The 16,493-nt window shown below is 59.7% G+C and carries 15 protein-coding genes and 1 other RNA gene; 6 read left to right on the top strand and 10 right to left on the bottom strand.

What is annotated here, in order from left to right; translation table 11 throughout:
• Positions 1-6: 6 nt before the first annotated feature.
• The 3 genes from ccoS (at position 7) to hemN (ending at position 2,447) form a co-directional block, all read left to right on the top strand.
• The gene (gene ccoS / locus ICA16_RS22045) at positions 7-219 is read left to right on the top strand and encodes a cbb3-type cytochrome oxidase assembly protein CcoS (RefSeq protein ID WP_042558535.1); all 213 of its coding nucleotides are present in this window, start codon (positions 7-9) and stop codon (positions 217-219) included.
• Positions 212-895 carry a sulfite exporter TauE/SafE family protein gene (locus ICA16_RS22040; protein WP_039770036.1) on the top strand — a complete coding sequence of 228 codons (684 nt, stop codon included), beginning with the start codon at positions 212-214 and terminating at the stop codon, positions 893-895. Before ccoS ends, ICA16_RS22040 begins: the two co-directional genes overlap by 8 nt.
• Positions 896-1,064: 169 nt before the next feature.
• The gene (gene hemN, locus ICA16_RS22035; RefSeq protein ID WP_210701563.1) at positions 1,065-2,447 is read left to right on the top strand and encodes an oxygen-independent coproporphyrinogen III oxidase; all 1,383 of its coding nucleotides are present in this window, start codon (positions 1,065-1,067) and stop codon (positions 2,445-2,447) included.
• Here the strand turns inward: hemN and ICA16_RS22030 are convergent.
• A complete protein-coding gene (locus ICA16_RS22030; protein ID WP_150616722.1) occupies positions 2,444-2,926 on the bottom strand; it encodes a hypothetical protein in 483 nt (160 codons plus the stop codon). The genes hemN and ICA16_RS22030 overlap by 4 nt on opposite strands.
• Before the next feature lie 154 nt (positions 2,927-3,080).
• On the opposite strand from ICA16_RS22030, the gene fnr reads away from it, so the two are divergent.
• Positions 3,081-3,815 carry a fumarate/nitrate reduction transcriptional regulator Fnr gene (gene fnr, locus ICA16_RS22025; protein ID WP_150601368.1) on the top strand — a complete coding sequence of 245 codons (735 nt, stop codon included), beginning with the start codon at positions 3,081-3,083 and terminating at the stop codon, positions 3,813-3,815.
• Positions 3,816-3,893: 78 nt separating this feature from the next.
• A complete protein-coding gene (locus tag ICA16_RS22020; RefSeq protein ID WP_028621413.1) occupies positions 3,894-4,442 on the top strand; it encodes an adenine phosphoribosyltransferase in 549 nt (182 codons plus the stop codon).
• A 90-nt stretch (positions 4,443-4,532) separates the two neighbouring features.
• Here ICA16_RS22020 and ICA16_RS22015 read toward each other — a convergent pair whose 3' ends face one another.
• From ICA16_RS22015 to dnaX, 5 genes are all read right to left on the bottom strand, one after another.
• Positions 4,533-5,681 carry an acyl-CoA dehydrogenase family protein gene (locus ICA16_RS22015; protein WP_150616723.1) on the bottom strand — a complete coding sequence of 383 codons (1,149 nt, stop codon included), beginning with the start codon at positions 5,679-5,681 and terminating at the stop codon, positions 4,533-4,535.
• A 154-nt stretch (positions 5,682-5,835) separates the two neighbouring features.
• Positions 5,836-6,438: a recombination mediator RecR gene (gene recR / locus ICA16_RS22010; protein ID WP_150601366.1), complete on the bottom strand. Its 603-nt coding sequence runs from the start codon at positions 6,436-6,438 to the stop codon at positions 5,836-5,838.
• Positions 6,439-6,504: 66 nt separating this feature from the next.
• Positions 6,505-7,539, bottom strand: a complete 1,035-nt coding sequence (locus tag ICA16_RS22005) for an NADP-dependent oxidoreductase (RefSeq protein WP_150601365.1) — start codon at positions 7,537-7,539, stop codon at positions 6,505-6,507.
• Positions 7,540-7,831: 292 nt separating this feature from the next.
• Entirely contained in the window at positions 7,832-8,170 is a 339-nt protein-coding gene (locus tag ICA16_RS22000; RefSeq protein ID WP_042558527.1) for a YbaB/EbfC family nucleoid-associated protein, read from the bottom strand.
• A 68-nt stretch (positions 8,171-8,238) separates the two neighbouring features.
• Complete coding sequence (gene dnaX, locus ICA16_RS21995; protein WP_210701562.1) at positions 8,239-10,368, bottom strand: DNA polymerase III subunit gamma/tau; 2,130 nt, start codon at positions 10,366-10,368, stop codon at positions 8,239-8,241.
• A gap of 145 nt (positions 10,369-10,513) precedes the next feature.
• Here dnaX and ICA16_RS21990 point away from each other — a divergent pair, with 145 nt between their 5' ends.
• Positions 10,514-11,263, top strand: a complete 750-nt coding sequence (locus ICA16_RS21990) for a substrate-binding periplasmic protein (protein ID WP_150616726.1) — start codon at positions 10,514-10,516, stop codon at positions 11,261-11,263.
• 209 nt (positions 11,264-11,472) lie between these two features.
• Here ICA16_RS21990 and ffs read toward each other — a convergent pair.
• The 4 genes from ffs to zipA all read right to left on the bottom strand — a co-directional run bounded on the left by ffs (position 11,473) and on the right by zipA (position 16,493).
• An RNA gene (gene ffs / locus ICA16_RS21985) (signal recognition particle sRNA small type) lies at positions 11,473-11,569 on the bottom strand.
• A 188-nt stretch (positions 11,570-11,757) separates the two neighbouring features.
• Positions 11,758-12,924 (bottom strand): zinc-binding metallopeptidase family protein, encoded by a 1,167-nt coding sequence (locus tag ICA16_RS21980; RefSeq protein WP_210701560.1) that lies wholly within the window; start codon positions 12,922-12,924, stop codon positions 11,758-11,760.
• A gap of 187 nt (positions 12,925-13,111) precedes the next feature.
• Positions 13,112-15,469 (bottom strand): NAD-dependent DNA ligase LigA, encoded by a 2,358-nt coding sequence (gene ligA, locus ICA16_RS21975; RefSeq protein ID WP_210701559.1) that lies wholly within the window; start codon positions 15,467-15,469, stop codon positions 13,112-13,114.
• Positions 15,470-15,632: 163 nt separating this feature from the next.
• Positions 15,633-16,493 carry a cell division protein ZipA gene (gene zipA, locus ICA16_RS21970; protein ID WP_042558522.1) on the bottom strand — a complete coding sequence of 287 codons (861 nt, stop codon included), beginning with the start codon at positions 16,491-16,493 and terminating at the stop codon, positions 15,633-15,635.

Below are 16,493 nucleotides of genomic sequence, written 5' to 3'. Positions count from 1 at the left end.
GTACAGATGCCAGCTCTCTACGTGATGATCCCGGCCGCCCTGCTGATCGTGGCCATCGCCGTGTACATCTTCTTCTGGGCGGTGGACAGCGGCCAGTACGACGACCTCGACGGTCCGGCCCACAGCATCCTGTTCGATGATCAGGACCCGAACCACACCGCAGCGGTGGACGAAGCCCGCGCGCAGAAACCGGACGACAAGGCCCCTCCTCATGCTTGAGCTGGCGCCACTGCTGGTGTCGGCGCTGATCCTCGGGTTGCTCGGCGGCGGCCATTGCCTGGGGATGTGCGGCGGCTTGATGGGCGCACTGACCCTGGCGATCCCCAAGGAACAACGCAGTCGTCGCTTTCGCTTGCTGCTGGCGTATAACCTTGGGCGCATTCTGAGCTATGCCACGGCCGGATTGCTGATCGGCCTCGCCGGGTGGGCGGTGGCCAACAGCCCGGCCGCGTTATTCATGCGTGTACTGGCCGGGTTGCTGCTAATTGCCATGGGCTTGTACCTGGCCGGTTGGTGGAGTGGTCTGACTCGCATCGAAAGCCTGGGTCGCGGTTTGTGGCGCTACATTCAGCCAGTGGCCAACCGTTTGCTGCCGGTGTCGAGCTTGCCCCGCGCCTTGCTGCTTGGCGCACTGTGGGGCTGGCTGCCGTGCGGACTGGTTTACAGCACGCTGCTGTGGTCAGCGAGCCAGGGCAATGCGCTGGACAGTGCGTTGCTGATGCTCGCCTTCGGGCTCGGTACGTGGCCGGTGTTGCTGGCCACCGGCCTCGCCGCCGAACGGGTGACGGCGCTGTTGCGCAAGCGCAGCGTGCGGATGGCCGGCGGCTTGCTGGTGATTCTGTTCGGGATCTGGACATTGCCCGGTCCGCATCAGCATTGGTTGATGGGGCATTAAAATCAAAAGATCGCAGCCTTCGGCAGCTCCTACATTGGAATGTGTCCCCCTGTAGGAGCTGCCGCAGGCTGCGATCTTTTGATCTTATGCTGTTGATGCAAATCAACAGCCCCATCGCTGCACCCCGATAGACTCGCCACACTGCCAGCCTATCCGGGGGAATGCCCGCATGCTCGACGCCATTCGTTGGGACACCGATTTGATCCGCCGCTACGATCTGGCGGGGCCGCGTTACACCTCGTATCCGACGGCCGTGCAATTCAACAGTCAGGTCGGCACGTTCGACCTGTTCCATGCCCTGCGCGACAGCCGTAAAGCCCAGCGCCCGCTCTCGTTGTACGTGCATGTGCCGTTCTGCGCGAACATTTGCTATTACTGCGCCTGCAACAAGGTCATCACCAAGGATCGCGGCCGCGCCCTGCCGTATCTGCAACGGCTCGAACAGGAAATCCAGCTGATCGGCTGCCACCTCGACCCGGCGCAGAAGGTCGAGCAACTGCACTTTGGCGGCGGTACGCCGACCTTTCTCAGCCACGACGAACTGCGCCAACTGATGGCGCATCTGCGCAAGCACTTCAATCTTCTGGACGATGACTCCGGCGATTACGGCATCGAAATCGACCCGCGTGAAGCCGACTGGTCGACCATGGGCCTGCTCCGCGAACTGGGCTTCAACCGGGTCAGCATCGGCCTGCAAGACCTCGACCCGGTGGTGCAGCGAGCGGTCAATCGCCTACAAAGTCTGGAAGAAACCCGCGCGGTGATCGACGCCGCGCGCACGCTGCAATTTCGCTCGATCAACATCGATCTGATTTACGGCTTGCCCAAACAAACCCCGGAGAACTTCGCCCGCACAGTGGAAGAAGTCATCAGCCTGCAACCGGATCGGCTCTCGGTGTTCAACTACGCGCACTTGCCGGAACGCTTCATGCCGCAGCGGCGGATCAACGGCCATGACCTGCCGAGCCCCGCGCAAAAACTGGAAATGCTCCAGCGCACCATCGAACAACTGACCGCCGCCGGTTATCGCTATATCGGCATGGACCACTTCGCCCTGCCCGACGACGAACTGGCGATCGCTCAGGAAGAACACACCTTGCAGCGCAACTTCCAGGGCTACACCACCCATGGTCATTGCGATCTGGTGGGATTGGGCGTGTCGGCGATCAGCCAGATTGGCGACCTGTACTGCCAGAACAGCAGCGACCTCAACGCATACCAGAACACCCTCGCCTCAGCGCAACTGGCGACCAGTCGGGGCCTGGTGTGCAATGCCGATGATCGGTTGCGACGGGCGGTGATTCAGCAACTGATCTGCAATTTCAGCCTGGACTTCGCCGAGATCGAGCAACAGTTCAACATCGATTTTCAGGGTTACTTCGGCGCTCTGTGGCCTCAACTGCAAGAGATGGCCAAGGATGGCTTGATCACCCTTGATCGCGAGCAAATCAAAGTATTGCCAGCCGGACGACTGCTGGTGCGCTCGGTGTGCATGGTGTTCGACGCCTACCTTGAACAGCAGAATCGCCAGCGCTTTTCGCGGGTAATCTAGTTTTTCATCAACAGCGAACCCACTTTCAGGTTCTGATCAGACGTCAGACCCGACTGCCCCACCACTTTGGACAAAGCCAGATTGGCGGTGATGAGACCGGTGTTCAACGCGGCAATGGCGCCGCGCAGCGCGCCAACCTTGATGATCTTTTCTTCGTTGGAAAGACGCTTGTCGGCCATGATCTTTTCGATGAGCGCCTTTTTCTCGGCGATCTGTTTTTGCAATTTACGAATCATCTTCAGCAGTTGCTGAATGTTCTCGGGCAAGCCGCTCTCTTCAATGTCGCGATTATCGCCACCGGAACCGGCCGATCGCTCGATTGAAGCACCGGACAGCGACACTTTGACGCCTTCGACCAAGGTCGGGGTTGCCTGTGTAGTCGAGTCGGCGTCGCGGTCTTTGCCGTCGGCGTTTTTAAACGTTTCCGACAATGCCTCAACACCGCTGCTAGCGGGGCCCAGCGTACCAATGGCAGCCATTGAACCGGTTCCTTCCAAAGCTCTGATAACAGTTTATCGGCCAATTGCCCTGCGGCTTTACGCCCGTGGGACAAACTCGCCATAAACTGGCCTGAACGTCCTCCCGTGAGTTACCCTTACGGCTTATGTGTGTTTTCCCACAAGGATTGAAGAAATGTCCGAGCCAGTCAAACTGCGCGCTCACACCCAGGCCCATTGCAAGGATTGCAGCCTGGCCCCCCTCTGCCTGCCACTTTCTCTGAATCTGGAAGACATGGAAGCGCTGGACGAAATCGTGAAACGCGGCCGCCCGTTGAAAAAGGGTGAGTTCCTGTTCCGCCAGGGCGACACGTTTGATTCCGTTTATGCAGTACGCTCCGGCGCCCTGAAAACCTTCAGCCTGAGCGATGCCGGTGAAGAACAACTCACCGGTTTCCACCTGCCGAGCGAACTGGTCGGCCTGTCCGGCATGGACACCGAGAAACACCCGGTCTCGGCTCAGGCACTGGAAACCACTTCGGTTTGCGAAATCCCTTTCGAGCGCCTCGACGAACTGGCCCTGCAACTGCCGCAGCTGCGCCGCCAGTTGATGCGCGTGATGAGCCGCGAGATCCGCGACGACCAGCAAATGATGCTGCTGCTGTCGAAGAAAACCGCCGACGAGCGCATCGCGACTTTCCTGGTCAACCTGTCGGCACGCTTCCGCGCTCGCGGGTTCTCGGCCAATCAGTTCCGCCTGAGCATGTCGCGCAATGAAATCGGCAACTACCTGGGCCTGGCGGTGGAAACCGTGTCCCGCGTATTCACCCGCTTCCAGCAAAACCAACTGATCGCAGCCGAAGGCAAAGAGATCCACATTCTCGATCCGATCCAGCTCTGCGCCTTGGCTGGCGGTTCGCTGGAAGGCTGATCTCGACCCGCGGCCGAGCGAATCGATTCAGCCGCGGGTATACTGCGCCGTTTGCAGCCCTGCCAGGACACCTCGACGATGGTCTTCGACTCCTTCGACATCAAATCCTTGATCCGCCCCGTGATCGACTTCCCGAAACCGGGCGTGATCTTTCGCGACATCACCCCGCTGTTCCAGTCGCCAACGGCCCTGCGCCTGGTGATGGACAGCTTCGCTCACCGCTACGTCGAAGCCGACTTCACGCATATCGGCGCGATGGATGCTCGCGGCTTTCTGATCGGTTCGGTATTGGCCTATCAGTTGAACAAGCCGCTGGTGCTGTTCCGCAAGCAGGGCAAACTGCCGGCCGACGTACTGGCTGAAGGTTACGCGACCGAGTACGGCGAAGCTTTCCTGGAAGTGCACGCCGACAGCCTGTGTGAAGGCGACTCGGTGGTGATGTTTGATGATTTGATCGCGACTGGCGGCACGCTGATTGCGGCGGCCAACCTGATTCGCCGCATGGGCGCACGAGTACACGAGGCGGCAGCGATTATTGATCTGCCAGAGCTGAACGGCTCGCAGCGTCTGCAGGATATGGGAATTCCGACGTTCTGCCTGACGCAGTTTGCCTTGACTGATAAGTAATAAAGATCAAAAGATCGCAGCCTTCGGCAGCTCCTACATTGAAATGTGCATTTCCCTGTAGGAGCTGCCGAAGGCTGCGATCTTTTGCTTCTAAAGCCCCATCTGCTTACTGATGATCTCGTTCATCACCTCCCGCGTCCCGCCGCCGATCGACAAGAGGCGGTTATCCCGGTACAGCCGCTCCACCAGACTTTCACGCATGTAACCCAACCCGCCGAGTATCTGCACGGCCTCGGTGGTGATCCGGTCCGAGGTGTCCGTGGCAAAATTCTTGGCCATGGAAATCTCTTTGATCACACTCTGTCCCGCCGCCATTTTCGCCGCTTGCCGGTAGGTGAACTCGCGCGACACTTCCAGCGCCGTGGCCATTTCGGCGAGGCGATGCTTGATCACTTGAAACTTGCCGATCGGCTTACCAAACGCTTCACGCTCGCGTGCCCACTTCAGGCTCTGCTCAAGCGCAAGCTGCGCGGTCATGTTGGCCATCAGTGCCAACGCCAGCCGTTCGCTCTGGAAGTTGCCCATGATGCAGGCGAAGCCCATGTTCTCAGCGCCGATCAGGTTTCCTACAGGCACCCGGCAATCGTCGAAGAACAATTCAGCCGTGTCCGACGCCCACCAGCCCATTTTCTTCAACTGCCGGCCAACGGTGAACCCCGGGGTGCCCTTCTCGATCAGCAGCAGGCTGATGCCGCCAAAACCCGGCGCGCCAGTACGCACGGCGACAGTGTAGAAGTCGGCGCGAACGCCGCTGGTGATAAAGGTCTTGCTACCGCTGACGCGGTAGAAGTCGCCGTCGCGCACGGCGCGGGTTTGCAGGTTGGCGACATCGGAGCCGCCCCCGGGCTCGGTGACGGCCAGCGCGCTGATCTTGTGGCCGCTGAGCACTTGCGGCACAACGCGATCGCGCACTTCAGGTCGCGCCCATTTGACGATGGGTGGCAGGCCGATATCCAGCGAACCCAGCCCGGCCACCAAGCCGCCAGAGCCGCAGCGCATCAGCTCTTCACTGGCGGCAACCTTGGCGAACAGATCGCCTTCGTGGCTGCCGCCCAGTGCTTCGGGGTAGCCAATGCCAAGGATGCCGGCGGCACCGGCTTTCAGGTACAGCTCACGGGGAAAGCTTTCGGCTTCTTCCCACGCATCAATATCCGGCAGGACTTCGCGCTCGACGAAACGTCTGACGCTGTCGCGGACCATTTGGTGGCTGGGGTCGAAGTATTCCTGAAAGGCAGGCATGGGCGAACTCCATCGAAGAGTTCGCCGACGTTAACCGAGCGCTTGCTTGGTTTTCAAGATGCAGAAGATCAAAAGATCGCAGCCTTCGGCAGCTCCTACAGTTGAAATGCATTCCCCTGTAGGAGCTGCCGAAGGCTGCGATCTTTTGCTTTTTTCAGAGAGCGATCGGTTTACGCCCGGCAAACGAATGCGCCAGCGTGCCACCATCCACCAGCTCCAGCTCGCCACCCAGCGGTACACCGTGGGCAATTCGCGAAGCGATCAGACCTTTGTTGTTGAGCAACTGAGCGATGTAATGCGCCGTCGCTTCACCTTCCACCGTCGGGTTGGTGGCCAGGATGACTTCGGTAAACGTACCCGCCTCTTCAATCCGCGTGATCAATTGCGGAATGCCGATGGCCTCAGGCCCGAGGCCGTCCAGCGGCGACAGATGCCCCTTGAGCACGAAGTAACGCCCACGGAATCCGGTTTGCTCGACCGCGTAAACATCCATCGGTCCCTCAACCACGCACAACAACGTGTCGTCGCGGCGGGTATCGGCGCACTGCGGGCACAGATCGTCTTCGGTCAGCGTACGGCACTGGCGGCAATGCCCCACCCCTTCCATGGCCTGGCTCAGCGCCTGGGCCAGGCGCGTACCGCCGCTGCGGTCACGTTCGAGCAACTGCAGCGCCATGCGCTGGGCAGTTTTCTGACCCACACCCGGCAGAATTCGCAGGGAGTCGATCAGTTGGCGAATCAAAGGGCTGAAGCTCATGGGTAAAAAGTCCGACAAAACAACGAGACGCGGTTTATACCCGCGCCTCTGGCCAGCGTCAAATACTCAGTCCTGGGCAACCCGCACGACCAGTTTGCCGAAGTTGCGTCCTTCCAGCAGACCGATAAACGCCTCGGGCGCCTGCTCCAGGCCTTCCACCACGTCTTCACGGAATTTGACCTTGCCGTCGCGCACCCACGGCACCATGTGGCTGATGAACTCCGGCTGACGATCGCCGTAGTCATCGAACACGATGAAACCTTGAATCCGCACACGCTTGGTCAGCAACGTGCGTTGCAGCATCGGCAAACGATCCGGGCCTTGCGGTGCTTCGTGGGCGTTGTAACCGGCAATCAGGCCGCACAGCGGAATACGCGCCTTGGGATTGAGCAGCGGCACCACGGCATCGAAAACATGACCACCGACGTTTTCGTAATAGATGTCGATGCCATCGGGACAGGCCTTGGCCAGTTGCTCGGCGAAATCCGCAGCCTTGTGATCGATGCAAGCGTCGAAGCCCAATTCCTCGACCACGTATCTGCACTTCTCGGCGCCACCCGCCACGCCGACCGTGCGCAGACCTTTGATCTTCGCCACCTGGCCGACAACCGAGCCTACAGCGCCGGAAGCGGCAGCCACCACCAGAGTTTCGCCTTCTTTCGGCTGCCCGATGTCCATCAGGCCCATGTACGCGGTCATGCCGGGCATGCCCAGCACCCCAAGGGCCATCGACGGGCTCGGCAGCCCGGACGGGATCGGCATGATGTCGCGCCCGTCGCTGATGCTGTGGCTTTGCCAACCGGTGGCACCGACGACCAGATCACCTTCATGGAATTTCGGATGACGCGAACGCTCGATTCGGCTGACAGCGCCACCGGTCATCACTTCACCGATTTGTACCGGGGCGGCGTAGGACGGAGCGTCACTCATGCGCCCGCGCATGTAGGGATCGAGCGACAGGTACAGGGTTTTCAGCAACACCTGGCCATCTTCAAGATCCGGCAGGGCTTCGCGCTCCAGGCGAAAGTTCTCGGGGGTCGGCGCGCCAACCGGGCGCGAGGCCAGCACAAAGCGCTGGTTGAGGGTCAGAGGGTCGGACATGTCAGCGTCTCCTTTGAATGATGAATTCCGGGGTATAGGGAGCAGACCTTTGTGGCCGTGGCGGGTTCGATGTTTCGTCGCTGCACACTATCCATGTAGGAGTTGCGGCACGCTGCGATCTTTTGATTTTAAAAGCCCGAATCAAAAGATCGCAGCCTCGTTTCACTCGACAGCTCCTACAGGAGCCTGGCCTGGCAAAGATTTTGTTACACACGTTGAAATCTGCCAGAAACAAAAATGCCAGGCGCAATGCCTGGCATTTTGTGTAGCTCATCTGCCGCCGGATGGCGAATCAGAATGGCAGTTTCATACCCGCTGGCAGGTTCATGCCGGCAGTCATGCCGCCCATTTTTTCCTGGCTGTTGGCTTCGATCTTGCGCACGGCGTCGTTGACGGCGGCGGCAACAACGGCCTCGAGCATTTCCTTGTCGTCTTCGCTCAGGCCTTCAACCAGACTTGGGTCGATGCTCACGCTTTTCACGTCGTGACGACCGGTCATCACCACGGTGACCATATCGCCACCGGCTTTACCGGTGACTTCGGCGTTGGCCAGTTCTTCCTGCATCTTGGCCATTTTTTCCTGCATCTGCTGCGCCTGCTTCATCAGGCCGGCCATGCCACCTTTCATCATGGGAATCACCTCAAAAGTACTTGGATCAAAAACAGCGCCCGGCGATTAACACCGAACGCCTTCAGTTATTAGCCCTGAGCGACCAGAGCGTCGACAGGTTCAATAGTATCGCTTCGCACGACCGCGCCGAACTGCTGAACCATCTGCTGGATGAACGGATCACCGTGGATCGATTCTTCAGCTTCGCGCTGACGGTTGACGCGCCGACGCGAGGCAGCCTGTGCCGGGGTTTCCTGCTCAGGCTTGATCAGTTCGATGGTCAGGCCCAGCGTGCGGCCATGGTACTGGTTCAACGCATCGTTGAGACGACGCTGTTGAGTGGCGTTGAACAGAGCACTGTGCGCCGGGTCCAGGTGCAGCAACCAATGGTCGCCATCGACCGCGATCAATGTGCAGTTGGCGGCGATGCTGCCAGTCATGCCGGAGATCGGCAATTTAGGGAACAACTCCAGCCACTGCAACGCCAGACCTGTGGCCGGCATCGCGGCGGGCTCTGGCTCGGGTTCCGGAGCCGGCTCTGCGGCGTGTTCGCTGGCCAGTTCGTCGAGGTAACTGTAGGCCGAATCGATGTCCGGCTCGATGTAATCCTCATCCAGCGGCGGCTCATCGTCCGCGTCCATGCCCGGTGTGGCGGCATCGACTTCGGCAACGCTCGGCTCAGGGATCGGCGCGGCGGCCCACTCTGGCGCGTCAGGGACGACGCTGTCGGGGGTCGGCAGCGGCATCGGCGGCAGATCAGGCTGCTCAGCGGCGGTTTCCAGCATGGGCTCGACGGCAGGTTGCTGCACCGGCTCGGGCTCAGGTTCTACCGGATCGTTCCAGGGCAGATCGATGACAGCTTCGACAGCGACTGGCTCGGGTTCAGGTTCCGGCGCAGGCTCGGGCTCAGCTGCAACCACAGGCTCGGGAGCCGGTGCGGCGACTGGCGCTGGAGCCGGCACTGGCACTGGCGCAGGTGCAGGTGCAGGTGCAGCCACTGGCGTTGGCGTTGGCGCAACAGCCGCAGCGACCACCGGCGCAGGTTTAGGCGCGGCAGCCACGGAGTTTGCGGAATCAACTGTGGCCTGGCTGATCCCCACTGGCTTTAGCGGTTGCCTCGGGGCGTCCGCGGTGTCTGCGGGCCTGAAGGCCAGCATTCGCAACAGAACCATCTCGAAACCGCCACGCGGGTCGGGTGCCAGCGGCAAATCGCGGCGCCCGATCAGGCCCATCTGGTAATAGAACTGCACGTCTTCGGCCGGCAAGGCCTGCGCCAATGCCAACACCCGATCACGGTCGCCATGGCCGTTATCGACACCATCCGGCAACGCCTGAGCGATGGCCACGCGGTGCAACACATTGAGAATTTCCGAAAGCACGCCGTTCCAGTCCGGACCCTGCTCTGCCAGGTGACGCACGCCTTCGAGCAACGCCTTGGCATCGCCCTCGATCAACGAGTGCAGCACGTCGTAGACCTGGCCGTGATCCAGCGTGCCGAGCATCGCCCGCACGTCGGTGGCCATAACCTTGCCTTCGCCAAACGCGATGGCCTGGTCGGTCAGGCTCATGGCATCACGCATCGAGCCGTCAGCGGCACGACCCAGCAGCCACAGCGCGTCGTCTTCGAACGGCACGTTTTCGGCACTGAGGACGTGGGTCAAATGCTCGACCACGCGCTCAGGCGTCATGTTCTTCAGCGAGAACTGCAGGCAGCGCGAAAGAATCGTTGCCGGAAGTTTCTGCGGGTCAGTGGTCGCCAGGATGAACTTGACGTACGGCGGCGGTTCTTCGAGGGTTTTGAGCAGCGCATTGAAGGAATGGCTGGAGAGCATGTGCACTTCGTCGATCAGGTAGACCTTGAAGCGCCCACGGCTCGGCGCGTACTGCACGTTATCGAGCAGCTCGCGGGTGTCTTCGACCTTGGTGCGGCTGGCGGCGTCGATCTCGATCAGGTCGACAAAACGGCCTTCATCGATTTCGCGGCACACCGAACATTCGCCACACGGGCTGGAAGTGATACCTGTCTCACAGTTCAGGCATTTGGCAATGATCCGCGCAATAGTGGTTTTACCCACCCCCCGCGTACCGGTGAACAGGTACGCGTGGTGCAGCCGCTGGCTGTCCAAGGCATTGATCAGAGCCTTGAGCACATGGGTCTGGCCGACCATTTCGCGGAACGAGCGCGGACGCCATTTACGTGCAAGAACCTGATAACTCATCGAAAACCGTCGCAACGAAGGAAGCTGAAGCGGCTAATGCTAGCGGAGCAAGGGCAAAATTGCATCCGGTGTCCTTCTCTAATATGGCTAAGCTGCATCAGCAGAGGCTTTTATCGGCTCGGGATCGGGAATTACCGGAGCGTTTATGCGTTGGGCCGTGGGGGCACTGCTGGGGATCAGCCTGAATGTGACGGCAGCGCAAACCCCGTTGCGCTTCGCCATGCCCGACAGCTGGGCGATGCCGATGGTGCAATACGAACGCGGCCGACCGACACAAGGCATCCTCTACGACATCATGCTCAGCCTGGCCACTCAGGTCGGCGTGCCAGCGCAGTTCAGCGTCCTGCCCCGCGCCCGAGTACAAAGCGCCATGGAGCACGGCGAGATTGATGTGCGTTGCTATGCCGCTCAGTCGTGGCTGCCGAATCAGTCCGGCGATTACATCTGGAGCCTGCCGCTGTTGTTTCAACGTGATTTGCTGATCAGTCGCCAGGGTTTGCCGAACACACTCGATCCGGCTGACCTGCCCCGCCAGTCGATCGGCACCGTACTCGGTTACACCTACCCTACCCTGCAACCGCTGTTCGATGCCGATCAACTGCAACGCGAAGACGCGCGCAATCAGGAACAGGTGCTGGAAAAACTGTTGGCCGGGCGTTATCGCTACGCCGTGAGCAACCAGTGGACGCTGGACTGGTTCAACCAACGCCTGACGCCGGAGCAGCAACTGCAAGGTGTGGCGGTGCTGCAGGAGCAGCATGTGGGGTGTTATGTGAGGAATGATCCGAAGGTGCCAGTGCAGAGGATATTGCGCACGTTGCTGCGGATGAAAATGTCGGGGGAGATTGATGAGATTATCCGGCTGTACACCGGCAAACCCGAAAACACCCCATAACCCTGTGGGAGCTGGCTTGCCAGCGATGGCGGAATATCAGTCAAATAAATGAATCTGGACCACCGCTATCGCTGGCAAGCCAGCTCCCACAGGGTCATCGTCAACATGGAAATTCGTGCTGATTTGATAAATCCCAGGCACAAAAAAACCGCAGTGGGCGAAACCCATGCAGTTCGGTTGAAGCGTTCGATTGTTCGTTAAGGTGGTAACCCCACCAGCCACACCCCGGCACACAATGTTCCCGTTGTGGCTGCTTCCTTCCGGATCTGACCAGGTTCACGGGTAATCGTTGCGGGGGGACCGATGGGGTCACCATAACGACGCTTGCCTGTCGGCGAGCCGCGCCATTGTACCTATCTGAGACGAAGTTACAACCGTTCGGGCGGATAAAAAAACATGAGTCTGTTCAAGGACATAAAGATCGCAGCCTCCGGCAGTTCCCACATGAGGCGCATACCCCTGTAGGAGCTGCCGAAGGCTGCGATCTTTTGATCTTATTGCGCGGCTAATACTTCATCCGCCCTGCCGCCCGCCTGCTGAATGACCAGATGAATGAAATGCAGCTTGGCAATCGCCGGCGCCGGCAACACGAACGGATAGAAATCCGGCTGCCCCATGCTGCGTGACAGTTCATTGAGCATGCCTGCCAGTTCGATCCACGCGTTGACGAATGACAGGAACGCCTCCCCACCGGGGTGTTCCGGGTCGTACAACGTACTAGTCGGAAAAGGCTGATAGTCGAAGTCCATCTCGCGCGCGCTCATGCCGAAACCCAGCGCGGTGTCGACGGCGTCCATCATGTGCAGGTAATGCGCCCAGGTTTCCGCCCAGTCCTCCCATGGATGCATGGTCGCGTAGGCGCTGACGTAGTGCTGCGGCCAGTCCAGCGGCGCGCCCTGCTGATAGTGGCGGTCGAGCGCCTCGGCGTAGCTGGCGCGCTCGTCGCCGAACAGGTTGCGAAAAGAGTCGAGCCACGGGCCGTTGGCGATCAGTCGATCCCAGTAGTAATGCCCGACCTCATGACGAAAATGCCCGAGCAGCGTGCGATACGGCTCGTGCATCTGCGCCCTCACCTGCTCGCGGTGGGCGTCGTCGGCTTCTTTGATGTCGAGGGTGATCAGGCCGTTGGCGTGGCCGGTCATGGGCGCATTGCCTTCGAGGTCGACGCCGATGAAGTCAAAGGCCAGCCCGGTGTCCTCATCCACGGTTTTCGGGAGGACCCGCAAGCCGAGGGTGATCAGTTGCGCGACCAGACGACGCTTGGCGATTTCGACTTTGCGCCAGCGCTCGGGGTTTTCCGGGACGGACAGGTCGGGGATGGTGCGATTGAGGTTGCAGGCGATACACAGTTCGTCGTGACCGTTGAACGGCAGCAGCCAGTTGCACGCAGCGGCGGTGTCGAGGTTGGCGCAGCGGCGAAACAAGCCGGCATCAGGGTCGGCGTCGAGTGTCCAGATGCCCTCCTGCGATCCAGGTTGCAGTGAGGTCAGGCGACTCGCTTCGGGTTGATAACCGAGCAAGGCGTTGCAGGCCAGACATTGGCTGTTGCGAAAGAACAGCGACTGACCGCAACGGCACGGCCAGACTTTGCTATTGCGTGAGGACTCGGCCATGAACGGCGCGACGATGCGAGAACTGAGCTGCTCGAAAAAGCGGTACATGGCGATCTCTCCCTGGGGCTTGCCAAGACTAGATCATTGCCATGACAACATCGTTCCCGCGCTTTGCTGGGGATAAATCAAAAGATCGCAGCCTGCGGCAGCTCCTACAGAGGATCAATGCGCATCCACATCAGCGTGGCGCAACACTCATACTGTAGGAGCTGCCGCAGGCTGCGATCTTTTGATCTTAAACGGCGACGCCGTGGGTTTTGAGGAAGGCGATAAAGGTTTCTTCGTCCATCACTTTCACGCCCAGCTCATTGGCCTTGGTCAGCTTGGAACCGGCGCCGGGGCCTGCAACCACGCAATGAGTTTTCGCCGAGACCGAACCAGCGACTTTCGCGCCCAGGCTTTCGAGGTGATCTTTAGCGACATCGCGGCTCATCAACTCGACCTTGCCGGTCAGCACCCAGGTCTCGCCGGACAGCGGCAAGCCTTCGACGACTTTTTTCTCGCTATCCCAATGCATACCTAGTTCGGATAACTGAGTTGCTGCAGAAATCGATTTCGATTTATTTTTTTCATCAGAAAAAAAATCGAGCACAGACGTCGCCTGCTTCTCGGGCAAGGCCGCTCTTAAATCAAAAGACGTTGCTTTGAAAAGCTCCTCCAAGCTGCCAAATTTCACAGCAAGCTTCTTAGCACCTCCTGGCCCCACGAAAGGAATGTGTAACTTATTCAACAGGTCATCAAAAGTTGTACTGGCAGCAAGATCAGCAGCCAACTCACCCTCATCTTGGATTCTTATCCCTCGCTCCAACAGTGATTCGATTACCTCATTGTTGTGCACATCCAAGAAAAAACTATGAATTTCGTGTGCCACCTCAAGACCAATATCAGGTAAGTACGTAAGAACCAACGGCACAGCTTTGCGAATAGATTCAAGCGAACCGAGCGAGCGTGCGAGCACCTTGGCGGTCTCTTCGCCGACATCGGGAATGCCCAGCGCGTAGATGAAGCGCGCCAGCCCCGGCGTCTTGCTGTCGGCGATGGCTGCCAGCAGTTTGTTGCTGGAGACTTCGGCGAAGCCTTCCAGATCGACGATGTCATCGAACTTCAATGCGTAAAGATCCGCCGGTGAGCTGACCAGACCTTCGTCGACCAATTGCTCGACGCTCTTGTCGCCCAGGCCTTCGATGTCCATCGCACGACGTGAGACGAAGTGAATGATCGCCTGTTTCAGTTGTGCGCCACAGGCCAGCCGCCCGACGCAGCGATACACTGCGCCCTCACTGACGGTTTCCTTGCCCTTGCTGCGCTTGATCAGTTGCGTGCGCTCGACGTGTGAACCACAGACCGGGCAGTTTTCCGGGATCGCCACCGGCCGCGCATTTTCCGGACGGCGTTCGGTGACCACTTGTACCACTTGCGGAATCACATCACCGGCGCGGCGGATGATCACGGTGTCGCCGATCATCAGGCCCAGTCGTGCGACTTCATCCATGTTGTGCAGCGTGGCATTGGCCACGGTAACGCCCGCAACCTTGACCGGTTTCAGACGCGCCACCGGGGTGACAGCGCCGGTGCGGCCAACCTGGAATTCCACGTCGAGCAACTCTGTGAGTTCTTCCATTGCCGGGAATTTATGCGCGATCGCCCAACGTGGTTCGCGAGCGCGGAAGCCCAGCTCACGCTGATCGGCAATGCTGTTGACCTTGAACACCACGCCGTCGATTTCGTAGGTCAGCGAGTTGCGTCGTGCGCCGATGTCGCGGTAGTAATCCAGGCATTCGCCAATGCCTTTGGCCAGTTTCAGTTCATGACTGATCGGCATGCCCCACTTCTGCAACTGTTTGAGGTTGCCGATGTGCGTATCGGAAATATCGTGAGAGACCTGACCGATACCGTAGCAGCAGAATTCCAGCGGACGGTTGGCGGTGATCTTTGAGTCGAGCTGACGCAGACTGCCGGCCGCCGCGTTACGCGGGTTGGCGAAGGTCTTGCCGCCGACTTCCAGTTGCGAGGCGTTGAGGCGCTCGAAACCGGCCTTGGACATGAACACTTCACCACGCACTTCCAGGGTCGCCGGCCAGCCTTCGCCGTGCAGTTTCAATGGAATGTTGCGCACCGTGCGCACGTTGACGCTGATGTCTTCGCCAGTGGTGCCGTCACCGCGCGTGGCGCCGCGCACCAGTACGCCATCCTGATACAGCAGGCTGACCGCGAGGCCATCGAGCTTGGGCTCGCAGCTGTATTCCACCACCGAACTGCCACCGAACAGATCGCCGGCCGGCAGATCCAGACCTTCGGTCACCCGACGGTCGAACTCGCGCATATCGGTTTCTTCAAACGCGTTGCCGAGGCTGAGCATCGGCACTTCGTGACGCACCTGCGTGAACGCGGTGAGCGCCACGCTGCCGACGCGCTGGGTCGGCGAATCGCTGGTGATCAGGTCGGGGTTGGCCGCTTCCAGCGCCTTGAGCTCATGAAACAACCGGTCGTACTCGGCGTCCGGAATGCTCGGCTCATCGAGGACGTGATAACGGTAGTTGTGCTGATCGAGTTCAGCGCGCAGCTCTAGAATGCGGTTTTTGGCGGCGGTCATGGGTGTTCTCTCATAAAGCAAAAGAGCAGCCGAGGCTGCTCCATTTCAATACATCATTGGCAGCGGATTCAAAAGATCGCAGCCTTCGGCAGCTCCTACAGAAAACACAAACCCTGTAGGAGCTGTCGAGTGAAACGAGGCTGCGATCTTTTGATCTTCAGCCTTAACGCTTGTGGGTCAGGGCGCGGCGCTCGAATTCGACGATGCGCTGACGGTAGTGCTCGATAGTCTGCGCAGTCAGAACGCTGCGCTGGTCATCTTTCAACTCGCCGTTCAATTCCTGCGACAGCTTGCGGGCTGCGGCCACCATCACGTCGAAGGCTTGCTTCGGATGACGCGGGCCTGGCAGGCCGAGGAAGAAGCTCACCGCCGGGGTGCTGAAATGGTCGATATCGTCCAGATCAAAGATGCCCGGCTTGACCGCGTTGGCCATGGAGAACAGCACTTCACCGTTGCCGGCCATGCTTTCGTGACGGTGGAAAATATCCATCTCGCCAAAACGCAGACCGCTTTCCAGAATGTTCTGCAACAACGCGGGGCCTTTGAAGCCGGCGGCGTCACGGCAGATCACGCTGATCACCAGAACTTCTTCGGCTTGCGGTTGATCCTTTTCGACCGCAGCAGGCGCTGGCTTGGCGTCTTCTACGAAGTCGTCACGGCTGCTGAAGCTCGGGCCGCCGTCCAGATCCAGATCGAGGTTCAGGTCGCCCTGGGCCGGACCGTTGCTGCCGCGCTTGCCACGTTTGGCGCCGGATTCGCGAGGCTCGCGTGCTTCGCGGGCCGGCATGCTCACCGACGGCAGATCGTGCTCGTCCAGTTGCGGTTCCTTGTGTGTGTCCAGTACGCGGGCCGGGCCCAACAGCTCAGGGCTGGTGTCCTCGTCCGGCAGGTTGGACAAACTTCGATCAAGACGGAATTTCAGTTTTCCCTTGCCGCCGCGCATCCGGCGCCAGCCATCGAAAAGAATACCGGCTATCACAATGATGCCGATGACGATCAGCCACTCGCGCAGACCGATTTCCAT

It is taken from the genome of Pseudomonas anatoliensis, from assembly GCF_017976235.1.
GTDB lineage: Bacteria > Pseudomonadota > Gammaproteobacteria > Pseudomonadales > Pseudomonadaceae > Aquipseudomonas > Aquipseudomonas anatoliensis.
The sequence above is the reverse complement of the archived record's forward strand: the minus strand, read 5'-3'. Positions and strand labels throughout refer to the sequence as shown.

What these genes read in the sequence shown, in the direction of transcription:
- ICA16_RS22020 (WP_028621413.1), top strand. Translation starts at nt 3,894, where the DNA reads ATGGTCTTCGACTCCTTCGACATCAAATCCTTGATCCGCCCCGTGATC.
- ICA16_RS21990 (WP_150616726.1), top strand. Translation starts at nt 10,514, where the DNA reads ATGCGTTGGGCCGTGGGGGCACTGCTGGGGATCAGCCTGAATGTGACG.
- zipA (WP_042558522.1), bottom strand. Translation starts at nt 16,493, where the DNA reads ATGGAAATCGGTCTGCGCGAGTGGCTGATCGTCATCGGCATCATTGTG.
- ICA16_RS22030 (WP_150616722.1), bottom strand. Translation starts at nt 2,926, where the DNA reads ATGGCTGCCATTGGTACGCTGGGCCCCGCTAGCAGCGGTGTTGAGGCA.
- ICA16_RS22005 (WP_150601365.1), bottom strand. Translation starts at nt 7,539, where the DNA reads ATGTCCGACCCTCTGACCCTCAACCAGCGCTTTGTGCTGGCCTCGCGC.
- ccoS (WP_042558535.1), top strand. Translation starts at nt 7, where the DNA reads ATGCCAGCTCTCTACGTGATGATCCCGGCCGCCCTGCTGATCGTGGCC.
- hemN (WP_210701563.1), top strand. Translation starts at nt 1,065, where the DNA reads ATGCTCGACGCCATTCGTTGGGACACCGATTTGATCCGCCGCTACGAT.
- ICA16_RS22015 (WP_150616723.1), bottom strand. Translation starts at nt 5,681, where the DNA reads ATGCCTGCCTTTCAGGAATACTTCGACCCCAGCCACCAAATGGTCCGC.
- fnr (WP_150601368.1), top strand. Translation starts at nt 3,081, where the DNA reads ATGTCCGAGCCAGTCAAACTGCGCGCTCACACCCAGGCCCATTGCAAG.
- ICA16_RS22000 (WP_042558527.1), bottom strand. Translation starts at nt 8,170, where the DNA reads ATGATGAAAGGTGGCATGGCCGGCCTGATGAAGCAGGCGCAGCAGATG.
- dnaX (WP_210701562.1), bottom strand. Translation starts at nt 10,368, where the DNA reads ATGAGTTATCAGGTTCTTGCACGTAAATGGCGTCCGCGCTCGTTCCGC.
- ICA16_RS21980 (WP_210701560.1), bottom strand. Translation starts at nt 12,924, where the DNA reads ATGTACCGCTTTTTCGAGCAGCTCAGTTCTCGCATCGTCGCGCCGTTC.
- ICA16_RS22040 (WP_039770036.1), top strand. Translation starts at nt 212, where the DNA reads ATGCTTGAGCTGGCGCCACTGCTGGTGTCGGCGCTGATCCTCGGGTTG.
- ligA (WP_210701559.1), bottom strand. Translation starts at nt 15,469, where the DNA reads ATGACCGCCGCCAAAAACCGCATTCTAGAGCTGCGCGCTGAACTCGAT.
- recR (WP_150601366.1), bottom strand. Translation starts at nt 6,438, where the DNA reads ATGAGCTTCAGCCCTTTGATTCGCCAACTGATCGACTCCCTGCGAATT.